8 protein-coding genes are annotated in these 10,807 nt (G+C 66.7%); 7 read left to right on the top strand and 1 reads right to left on the bottom strand.

Features of this window, described 5'->3' with window-relative positions:
* Window positions 1–143: 143 nt before the first annotated feature.
* The 6 genes from ACIQ0W_RS15750 to uidA all read left to right on the top strand — a co-directional run bounded on the left by ACIQ0W_RS15750 (window position 144) and on the right by uidA (window position 8,186).
* Window positions 144–1,043 (top strand): ABC transporter permease, encoded by a 900-nt coding sequence (locus tag ACIQ0W_RS15750; RefSeq protein WP_396643603.1) that lies wholly within the window; start codon window positions 144–146, stop codon window positions 1,041–1,043.
* Window positions 1,040–2,812 carry a dipeptide/oligopeptide/nickel ABC transporter permease/ATP-binding protein gene (locus ACIQ0W_RS15745; protein ID WP_396643602.1) on the top strand — a complete coding sequence of 591 codons (1,773 nt, stop codon included), beginning with the start codon at window positions 1,040–1,042 and terminating at the stop codon, window positions 2,810–2,812. The genes ACIQ0W_RS15750 and ACIQ0W_RS15745 overlap by 4 nt, the downstream gene beginning before the upstream one ends.
* The gene (locus ACIQ0W_RS15740; RefSeq protein ID WP_396643601.1) at window positions 2,809–3,660 is read left to right on the top strand and encodes an ATP-binding cassette domain-containing protein; all 852 of its coding nucleotides are present in this window, start codon (window positions 2,809–2,811) and stop codon (window positions 3,658–3,660) included. The genes ACIQ0W_RS15745 and ACIQ0W_RS15740 overlap by 4 nt, the downstream gene beginning before the upstream one ends.
* Window positions 3,657–4,970 carry a glucuronate isomerase gene (gene uxaC / locus ACIQ0W_RS15735; RefSeq protein WP_396643600.1) on the top strand — a complete coding sequence of 438 codons (1,314 nt, stop codon included), beginning with the start codon at window positions 3,657–3,659 and terminating at the stop codon, window positions 4,968–4,970. The genes ACIQ0W_RS15740 and uxaC overlap by 4 nt, the downstream gene beginning before the upstream one ends.
* Window positions 4,971–5,048: 78 nt before the next feature.
* A complete protein-coding gene (locus ACIQ0W_RS15730) occupies window positions 5,049–6,365 on the top strand; it encodes a mannitol dehydrogenase family protein (protein ID WP_396643599.1) in 1,317 nt (438 codons plus the stop codon).
* 24 nt (window positions 6,366–6,389) lie between these two features.
* The gene (uidA, locus tag ACIQ0W_RS15725) at window positions 6,390–8,186 is read left to right on the top strand and encodes a beta-glucuronidase (protein WP_396643598.1); all 1,797 of its coding nucleotides are present in this window, start codon (window positions 6,390–6,392) and stop codon (window positions 8,184–8,186) included.
* A gap of 18 nt (window positions 8,187–8,204) precedes the next feature.
* Here uidA and ACIQ0W_RS15720 read toward each other — a convergent pair whose 3' ends face one another.
* Window positions 8,205–9,881 (bottom strand): CocE/NonD family hydrolase, encoded by a 1,677-nt coding sequence (locus ACIQ0W_RS15720; protein WP_396643597.1) that lies wholly within the window; start codon window positions 9,879–9,881, stop codon window positions 8,205–8,207.
* Window positions 9,882–9,991: 110 nt separating this feature from the next.
* On the opposite strand from ACIQ0W_RS15720, the gene ACIQ0W_RS15715 reads away from it, so the two are divergent.
* Window positions 9,992–10,633 carry a TetR/AcrR family transcriptional regulator gene (locus ACIQ0W_RS15715; RefSeq protein ID WP_396643596.1) on the top strand — a complete coding sequence of 214 codons (642 nt, stop codon included), beginning with the start codon at window positions 9,992–9,994 and terminating at the stop codon, window positions 10,631–10,633.
* The last annotated feature ends 174 nt before the right edge of the window (window positions 10,634–10,807 follow it).

Raw genomic sequence — 10,807 nt, 5'->3', positions numbered from 1 at the left:
AGGACGGCGAGCTTGTGATTGGCCCGTCGCTCGATAGCTCGCAACGCAGACGCGGACAGAGTTGATGTCATGAAGTCTTCCTCCCAACTGGAAGACCCGGCTGTCAACAACCTCCGTCAGTTCTATAAACTGCGGGTGTCGTCCTGCTCGCCGCGATCAGCCTGATCGCGTATTCGCTCTTGTTCTTCTCCGGCCCGAATATCGCCCGGAACGTCCTCGGTGAGTCAGCGACCCCCGAGCAGATCGCCCGCCTCGAGGCCGAGCTCGGCCTGGATCAGCCACTGCTGGTCCGGTATGGCGCGTGGGTGGTGAACGCCCTCTCCGGTAACCTCGGTCGATCCTGGTTCAACAGTGAATCCGTCGTGGGAGCGCTCGCGACACGCCTACCCATCACCCTGACGCTCGTGACGGTCTCGATGGTGCTGGTCGCGCTGATCGCGACCGCCCTCGGCATCGCGGCGGCTGCCCGGGGTGGATGGGTCGACCGTATGGTGCAGATCGGCGCCGTGATCGGCGATGCGATCCCGGGCTTCGTCCTCAGCATCATCCTGGTCACGATCTTCGCCATCCAGCTGCGCATCTTCCCCGCCATCTCCACCATCGGCCCCACCGCGCCGATCGGGGCATGGGTGGCATCCCTCACTCTGCCTGTCATCGCGATCGTCCTGAACTACGTCACTTCCGGCGCCCAACAGATCCGTAGCGCCGTCCGCTCGCAACTCCAGTTGGACTACGTCCGCACCCTGCGCAGCCGCGGGATCAGCGAGCGCGAGATCCTCTTCACCTACGTCCTCCGAAACGCCGCACCGACCGGTTTGACGGTCATCAGTCTTCAGTTCGTCGGCCTGCTCGGAGCGGTAGTCATCATCGAGACCATCTTCGCGATTCCCGGGATGGGAACCCTCGCCGTTTCGTCGACATCGCTCGGCGACATCCCCGTAGTGATGGGTGTCGTCATCGCCACCGTCGTCATCGTGATCATCGTCAACCTCTTGGTGGACCTCGCCAACGGCTGGCTCAACCCGAAAATCCGACTCTCATGACCGTTCCCCTCACCGCGCCCCTTCCCGTTCGCCCGAGCAAGCGCGACTCATTGCTGCGCAAGCTCGTGCGCAATCCGATGGGCGTGCTCTCGGCGTCGATCATTCTCGTCGTCTTCTTCCTGGCGATCTTCGGTCCGATGCTGGCACCCTACGATCCCAACTTCGCGAACATCGGCGACATCCTCGCGGGCCCCAGCCCCGAGCACCTCCTCGGCACCGACAGCGCCGGTCGCGACGTGCTCAGTCGGCTGCTGTACGGAACGCAGATCACGGTCGCGTCGGCGATCCTCTGCGCTCTCGTGGCCATCGCGATCGGCTTGCCGGCGGGGTTGATCGCCGGATACTACGGCGGACCGTTCGATGCGGTCTCAGGCTGGAGCACGAACCTCATCATGGCGCTGCCCGGCATCATCGTGCTCCTCGCGGTACGGGCCGCCTTCGGGCCCTCCGTCTGGCTATCGATGGTGGTCTTCGGCGTGCTCATCAGCCCGTCCTTCTATCGCCTCACGCGCACTGCCGTACAGTCCGTCCGGGGTGAGCTGTACGTGGACGCCGCGCGCGTGTCGGGGCTCGGGGACCTGCGGATCATCGGTCGACATATCATCTCGGTGGTCCGTGCGCCCCTGATCATCCAGGCCGCCATGGTCTTCGGCGTTGCGGTCTCGGTTCAGTCAGGATTGGAGTTCCTGGGCCTCGGCGATCCGCGAGTGCCCACCTGGGGCGTGATGCTGAGCGAGGGCTTCCGCAACGTCTACGTCGCACCCCTGCTGATCCTGTGGCCCGCCCTCGCCATCGGCGTGACCGTCGGAGCCTTCGTCCTCTTCGCAAACGCGCTGCGCGACGGGCTCGAGGACCGCCCGACCGTACCGCCGCGGAAGCGGGCGAAGAGGGAGTCCCCGAAGAAACTGCCCGCCTCCGACGGCGCCGATCAGCCGAAGAACCGCCATCTCCTGGATGTCGAGGGCGTCTCGATCGGGTTCCGCACGCCCACCGGAACGACGCCCGTCGTGCACGCCGTGTCGTTCCACCTCGACCGCGGTGAGGTCCTCGGCATCGTGGGAGAATCCGGGTCGGGTAAGTCGCAGACGGTTTTCTCGATCCTCGGGCTCCTGCCCGAGGGTGGCGAGGTGACGGGCGGTCGCATCTGGTTCGACGGCGTGGAGACAGTCGACGCTTCGGGGACTCGGCAGGATCGCCTGTCGAAGCTGCGCGGGCGACGCATCGCCTACATCCCGCAGGAGCCCATGTCGAACCTCGCGCCCTCGTTTACGATCGGGCGCCAGCTGGTGCGCCCGATGATGAAGAACCTCAAGCTTTCGCGGGCCGAGGCCACGCGGCGCGCGATCGATCTCCTGTCACAGGTGGGCATCGCCGATCCCGAACGCACAATGGCCGCCTACCCGCACGAGATCTCGGGCGGAATGGCACAGCGCGTCCTGATCGCGGGGGCGGTGAGCAGCGAACCGGATCTGCTTATGGCCGACGAGCCCACGACGGCATTGGACGTGACCGTGCAGGCCGAGGTCCTCGACCTGCTGAGAGACATGCGCAGCACCCTGGGCGTCGGCATCGTGGTGGTCACCCATAATTTCGGCGTCGTCTCCGATCTCGCCGACCGGGTTCTCGTGATGCAAGAGGGTGCCGTGGTCGAAGAGGGTGCCGTGCGACGGGTCCTGCGTGATCCGCACGCGCCGTACACGCGCAGACTGCTCGGCTCGATGCTGCAGGACAAAAAACCGCTCACGCCCCTCGCGGGAGGCATCCGATGACCGAACCCCACCTCGTCGATGTAAGCGACGTATCCGTCGAGTATCGAACACGGTCGCTGCGCGCGAAGCCGTTCCGCGCACTTCACTCGGTTTCGATCTCCGTCTCGCCAGGTCGCACCCTCGGTCTCGTCGGCGAGTCCGGCTCGGGCAAGACAACTCTCGGACGCGCCCTATTGGGCCTTGCCCCCGTCACCGCGGGGTCGATCACCTTCGAGGGCGCCGACATCACACACGCCAAGAGACGCCAGCGGCGAGCGCTCAGCCGAGATATCCAGGTCGTCTTCCAGGATCCCTACACGTCGCTGAACCCCGCGATGCCGATCGGCGAGATTCTTCGCGAGCCGCTCGGCGCGCAGGGAGTGCCGCAGCGCGAGGCCCGCGTCCGCGTCCGAGACCTCCTCGACCGCGTCGGGCTGCCCGCGGACGCCGCCACGCGTCTCCCGCGCGACTTCTCGGGCGGTCAGCGGCAGAGAATCGCCATCGCGCGGGCGCTGTCGCTGTCACCCAAGCTCATCGTCTGCGACGAACCCGTGAGCGCCCTCGACCTGACGACCCAGGGGAAGGTCCTGGACCTTCTGCTGGAGCTCCAACGCGAAACGGGCGTCGCCTATCTCTTCATCTCCCACGATCTCGACGTCGTCCGGCACATCAGCCATGACGTCGCGGTCATGTATCGGGGCGAAATCGTCGAGCGCGGCAGCGCAGAGCGCGTCACCTCGGAGCCGACGCATCCGTACACTCGACGCCTTCTGCTGTCCTCGCCCGTACCCGACCCGGACGAACAGGCCACGCGACGCACTCAACGACTCGAACTCGCTCGCGACGAACGACAGGAAGCGTCACGATGACCGCGATCGCCACCGCAACGACGGCCGCAGAGGGCAGTATGCTGCTCGATGACGAGGCGTTCCCCGACCCCACGCGACTGCTCCTCTCCGGCGATCACTATGTCACCCGGCTCCTGCAGACGGCGGGGGTCGATCCGGCCGAGCTCGGCGTCGGGGGCGTCGAGGTGCGCGATCCCCGTCGCGCCTGGCGCTCGTTCTGCGAGAACTGGGACGTCCTCAGCGGCACCGCGTCGGGATACTGGCTCACCGATGAGCTGTCGCGCCTGTTCGGCATCGATCGCGAACCGTCCGCTTCCTCCGCTGACGCACTGTACGACGTCATCGCCGACCGCCTGCAGCAGCCGAACTTCCGGCCGCGCCGTCTGCTGGACCGTTTCCGGATCGAGGTTCTCGCGACGACGGACGACCCGATGGACGACCTCGACGTGCACCGGGCTCTGGCGGACGACGCCCATTTCGATGGCCGGGTCATTCCCACCTTCCGCCCCGACGCATACCTCGACCCCGAAGCTCCGGGGTTCCTGCGCGGCGTCGAGCGTCTGGCCCAGTGGCACGGCACTCCCACCGACGATTACACGGGATACCTCGAGGGGCTGGAGTCGCGCCGCGCCCATTTCATCGCTCATGGAGCGACCTCCGCAGACCATGGCGTCGTCGATGCTCTCGCGGAACCGCTCGCATCCGACGAGGCCGCCGCCCTGTTCCGGCGCGCGGTCCGCTCCGAGTCGACCCCGGCCGAGGCGCGCGCGTTCCGGGCTCACATGCTGTTCCAGATGGCAGGGATGAGCGTGCGCGACGGCCTGGTGATGACGATCCATCCCGGTGTGCTGCGCAATCACCACACCGAGACGTATCGCTCCTTCGGGCCGGATACCGGCCACGACATCCCCGTCGCGACGGAGTACACGCGCAATCTCCGACCGCTGCTGGAGGAATACGGACTCGCTCCGGACTTTCACCTCGTGCTCTTCACGGTTGATGAGACGACCTTCTCGCGCGAGATCGCCCCGCTCGCCGGTTTCTACCCGAGCGTGTTCATCGGACCACCCTGGTGGTTCTTGGACGCGCCCGACGCCATCCTCCGGTTCCGGGCCGCAACGACCGAGATCGCAGGATTTTCGCGATCTGCCGGATTCATCGACGATACGCGCGCCTTCCTGTCGATACCGGCACGCCACGACATGGCCCGACGCGTCGACGCGTCCTATCTCGCACGCCTCGTCGCGGAAGGCCGCATAGGACGGGCCCGCGCGCAGCGGATCATCGTGGACCTGACGGACGCACAGCCTCGAAAGGTCTTCAAACTGTGAGTCCGAGGCTCTCCCGCGCGGCGCTCGCCGCGCGCGGTACGGCATGCCCGCCGGCTCCTGCGCGCATCGCCCACCTCGGTGTCGGCGCGTTCAGTCGATCCCACCAAGCGTGGTACACGGCTCGCTCGCCCGAAGCAGCCGAGTGGGGAATCGTGGGATACACCGGGCGGACCTGATATCGCGACCGCCCTCGAGCGCCAGGACGGTCTCTACACGCTTCTGACCCGTTCGGACGAGGACGACGAGGCCGAGATCGTCGGGAGCATCCGCTCAGCGGTCGACGGGCGCGATACGGCGACGTTCGTGCAGCAGTTCGAGGCACCCGAAACCGCCATCGCCACGCTCACCATCACGGAGGCCGGCTACCGACTGCCCGTGGCCGGTGACGGGCACGACACGATCGAGATCGGCGATGACCTCGCACTGTTGACGGCGATATCCCTGCCGCGTGACACCGACGCCCTTCCGACCCTCAGGACACCCCTCGCGCGCCTGCTGCTCGGTCTGGAACGACGGCGCCTCGCGGGCGCTCCGCCGATCGCTCTCGTCCCCTGTGACAATCTGCCCGCGAACGGTACTGTGCTGCGCGATGCCCTCCACCACGCCGCGGAGCGCACCTTTCCTGAGCTCATCCCCTACCTTTCGACCGATGTCACGTACGTCTCGACATCCGTCGACCGCATCACCCCGCAGATCGATCCGAGTGTGCCAAAACGTGTCGCCGAGCTCACCGGCTTCGCCGACGACGCCGCGGTCGTGGCCGAGCCGTTCTCCAGCTGGCTGCTCTCCGGCGACTTCCCCGCCGGCCGCCCGTCCTGGGATGCCGTCGGCGCGAAGTTCGTGACGGATATCGAGCCGTTCGAGCTTCGTAAACTGTGGCTCCTGAACGGCGCGCACTCGTTCCTCGCCTACGCGGGCTTGCTGAGGAGACACACGACCGTTGCGGATGCCATGACGGATCAGCTCATCACCGCAGGACTCGAGGAGTTCTGGAACGAAGCTGCGCGCAATCTGCCCTCCTCCGTGGACCTCGACCTCGACGCCTATCGATCGGCGCTCCTGTCCCGGTTCCACAACAGGGCGATGGCGGACGCGTTGACTCGCATCGGGCGGGACGGGGTCGGGAAGTTGCGAGCGCGGATAGCTCCGGTTCTCCGGGCCGAGCGGGCCGCGGGCCGGCGAGGCACGGGCGCGGCGCGCGTGCTTTCGTACTGGGTAGAGGGAACTCTGGCGAGCAGACTTCCGAGCGATGCGGCAAGCGCGGCAATCGACTCTGCGCGGTCTCGCGTTCGGAGCGAAGCCCGCCGTGCACTGGTCGCGCTCGTCGTCCCCGAACTCGCCGATGACGAAGAACTGCTCGGCGACACGATGGTGCTCGCCGAGTTCGATCACTAAGACCTGACCTCGAGGAGAGACGACATGCTGAAACCCATCGCTACGGCGACACGCGAAGCCAACAAGCTGGATGGACTCTGGCGGTTCGCCATCGGCGACGGCAGCGCGCAGGATGCGCGATGGTGGACCTCGCGTCTGCCCGGCCTGCGCGAGGTTCCCGTTCCTGCCAGCTACAACGATCTCTTCATGGATACCGCCGTCGCGTCCCACGTGGGCTGGGTGTATTACCAGCGCCGCCTGCGGGTGCCCGAGTCATGGACGGATTCGGCCATCATCCTGCGCATGGATGCCGCGACCCACGAGGCGTCGGTCTATGTCGGAGACGAGCTGGTGGGATCCCACGTCGGCGGGTACACACCCTTCGAAGTGGATATCACGGCACACGCCAACGCCGGTACGGAGGTGCGTGTCACGATCGCGGTGAACAACGAACTCACCCGCGCCAGCATCCCCCCGGGCGAAGTCGTTACGGGTCCGGACGGGAGGCGTCGCCAGACGTTCCAGCATGACTTCGCGAATTACGCGGGGCTGAACCGGCCCGTCTGGCTTCTGCGTGTTCCGCGTGATCGGGTTCGCGACGTGACCGTCACGACGCGATCGATCGGCCCCCGGGCGATCGTCGACTACGACGTCGTCGTCGACGATGCGGCCGCCGACGTCGTCGTCAATGTTCGTGATGCGGACGACCGCGTGGTGGCGACCGGTGAGGGAGCCCGCGGCAGCGTTGTCGTCGAACACCCGCACCTGTGGGCACCCGGCGACGGCTACCTCTATCGACTGGACGTCGAAGCCCGCAATGGGGACGGCGACATCGTCGATGTCTATGAGCAGCCCTTCGGCATTCGTACCGTCGCGGTGCGCGGTACGCAGTTCCTCATCAACGATGTACCTTTCTCGTTCACGGGCTTCGGCAAGCACGAGGACGCACCCGTCCGGGGACGTGGTCACGACGACGCTTTCATGGTGCACGACTTCGAGCTCATGCGGTGGATCGGCGCCAACTCCTTCCGTACCTCGCACTACCCCTATGCAGAAGACGTCATCGACTACGCGGATCGGCACGGGATCGTCGTCGTTGACGAGACCGCCGCGGTCGGTCTGAACATGGCGGTCGGCGGCGGCGTCTTCGGACAGCGCTCACGACCCACATTCGGTCCGGATGGCTACGGCGACGCCACGCGCACGAGCCATGAGAACGCCATCGAAGAGCTGATCGCGCGGGATAAGAATCACCCGTCCGTCGTGATGTGGAGCCTGGCGAACGAGCCCGACTCGGGGGTCGACGGCGCACGAGAGTACTCCGAACCGCTCGTGGAGCTGGCTCGCCGGCTCGACCCCAGCAGGCCCATCACCTACTCGAACGTCGCCCTGGCCAGCCACGAGACGGATCGGCTCGCCGACCTGTTCGACGTGCTCTGCCTCAACCGCTACTACTGCTGGTACGTGTTCACCGGGGACCTCGCGGCGGCCGAGGTTCGCCTCGAGAAGGATCTGACGGCCTGGGCAGCGGCCTACGACAAACCCATCGTCATGGCAGAGTACGGCGCGGATTCCATAGCGGGCATGCACTCAGCGACGAACGAACCGTGGAGCGAGGAGTACCAGGCCGACCTCCTGCGGATGTACCATCGCGTCTTCGATCGCATTCCGTCGATCGTCGGCGAACACGTATGGAACTTCGCAGATTTTGCGACGGGGCCGAGCACTCACCGTGTCGGTGGCAACAAGAAGGGTGTCTTCACGCGCGATCGCAAACCGAAGGCCGCCGCGTTCGCGCTGCGCGATCGCTGGGCCGCATCGGGCGGCGACGCAACCCCGTAGACGCTGGTCGAGCCGCGATCAGCGCGACCACACCGGCAGATCGATTCGGCTGCCCTGCAGCCCGCCGTGCGCGACCTCCTGCTGGGCGACGACCGTCGATACCGCGTCGAACGCCGCCTCACCCGTGCCCGGGTTGCGCGCGTACCGCGGGTGCGCGCCGGAACTGATCTGAATGCCCAGGCGATGTCCCGCGGCGAAATGGTGGAACGTCGGCCAGAGCGGCAGCGACACCTCACGGAAGCCGTCGGCATCGGCGTCAGGATCTGTGGCGCGCGTGCCCACCGAGCCGATGCGCCGAACTCCATCGCAGACGGTCATGGAGCGACCGTCGGGCCCGACATCCGTGATCCGCACGAAGACGTCGAAACTCGGCGCGCTCGATCGGACCCGGATGTGTGCGACGGGCTCCCCCGCAAGCTCGAGCGGTGTACTTAGCGCGCTCGAACGGAAGGTCACGACGTCCGAGCGCTTCTCGTGCTCGGCGTTGTCGACGGGATCGGTGTCGGGGAGCAGGCTCGGACCGCCGACGGCGGGCGTGGGCTCGTCGGGATCGTACGTGTAGCGCGTGGACCCGGGCGGGACGGCATTCTGGCCGACGGTGCCCTCCGCTCCGAGGAGCCAGGACTGCGACGTGACCGCGGGTGGCGGCCACTCGGGCAGATCGTGCCAGACATCCGTTCCCGTCTGAAAGGCACGGACGGGCGCGGGCCTGTCCCACGGCTCGTCGGCGAAGACACTCTTCAGGAACGCGACGCTGTCGCGATGCGCGGGCGCCGCCTTCCCGGAAGAGATATGACCCCAGGGACCGATCGTGAGGAACGGCGCATTGCCCGCCTCGACGAGCTGACGGTACGTGCGCAGCTGCCAAGGCGTGAAGATGTCGTACCAGCCCGTGAGCATGAACACGGGCGCGGTCACGTCGGGCACCGAACCGGTGTGGGACTGCTTCGTCCAGTACTCGTCGCCCAGGTCTTCGTGCCGGACCCAATCCTGGTACCAGCTGATCTGACGGCCAATCGCCGCCGAGTCGCCGGCGCTCAGCGGCAGGACATCGAACGCCTTCTCGAGCTTCGGGTCGGGAAAGAGCATGCCGAGGAGCGCGAGGCCTCCGCGATCCATCCGATCCATCATCCGGGTCCACCCGAGCGAATTCCGCAGGGCGAACGCACCGTTGTTCCAGGTGATCGCACCGAAGTCGGCCATCGTGATCTGTAGCACGTACGCCTCCGGGGCGTTCTCCGGCTCGTCGCGTTGCATCTTTCCCGCGACCGCCCACTGCGTGTAGCCCATGTAACTTTCGCCGAAGGTCGCGAGCCTCCCCGTGAACCATGGCTGGGCGCGCGTCCAGCGGTGGGTCGCGATGCCGTCGCGCTGCTCGTCCACCTGCGGCTGGAACACCCCCGGAGAACCCCACGTGCCGCGCGAACTGACGAACAGGACGGTGAATCCCTCGTATGCGAGGACACGTGCCGCACCACCCAGCGATCCGCTGCGCCCGTACGGTCCACGGATGACGATCGTCGGGAGCGAGCCGTCTGCTCCGATCGGTCGGTAGAGGTCCGCGAGCAGTTCGATGCCGTCATCCATCGGGACCCGGAGATCCTTCTCGATCTCCACGGCGTACGGACCGAGCTCGGCGCCCTTGCGGCTCCGGCCATCCATGACGCGGGTGAGTCGCTGTCTGAAAGTTGTCATAGCCGCCTCCTCGCGGATCATGAGCGGTGCGGACCGCTGGAGAGGAACGATACACTATAAACGGAATAAATGGTTCCGTTTCGCGGATTCGCCCCGCGTAGACTGGCGAAATGCCAGAAACCGACGTCGTCCGCCCGCTCCGGAAGGATGCCGCACGCAACCGCGAGACGGTTCTGAGCGTCGCCGAGACGATCTTCGCCCGTGACGGGTTGGGGGCGTCGATCGAGGCGGTCGCCGCCGCCGCGGGGGTCGGCGTGGGCACCGTTTACCGCGCTTTCGGCTCGAAAGCTGCCCTCGTCGACGCTCTCTTCGCCGAGCGCGTCGACGAGTCCGTCGCGATGATCGAGCGGTGCAGCAGTGCCCCCTCAGGTCACGAGGCGCTGACGTCGGTGCTGCGTGCCTTCGTCGAACTCCAGTCGCGTAGCAGAGCCTTCCAGGAGTTCTTGTTCCGCGACATCGAACAGGATGCCGCGCGGCTACGTGCCGAGGTGGAGCCGTTGCTGACCGGGATCGTCGAGCGCGCCAAGCGCGAGGGAACCGTGCGCGCCGACTTCGCGGCGACTGACATTCCGATCCTGACGCACACGATCAGCCGGGTGGCGACGAGCACCCCGGGATTCGGGCCCGAACTCGCGCGGCGGCACCTGGAATTGCTGATCAAAGGCCTCGGGCCGACCCCCGACGAAACGCCCGTCCCACCGCCCCTCGCCGATTCCGCGTTCTCGGACTGGATGCGCGGTCTGCTGGGGTGACCGACCGGGTCAGCCGTGCAACAACTCCAGGATCTCGGCGGTCGGGGCGACCTCTCCGATGACGGGGAAGGCGTTGCTTCTCGTAGCGTTTCCAGCGGGTCTCCGTGCGTTTGTATCGCTGCGATGCTGGGAGGCGGTTCAGGCCGAGCTTCTTCAGGATCCGCCAGACACCGG

The sequence above is a fragment of the Microbacterium sp. genome, assembly GCF_044340635.1.
Taxonomy (GTDB): domain Bacteria; phylum Actinomycetota; class Actinomycetes; order Actinomycetales; family Microbacteriaceae; genus Microbacterium.
This window is presented reverse-complemented; position numbering and strand designations above follow the sequence as displayed.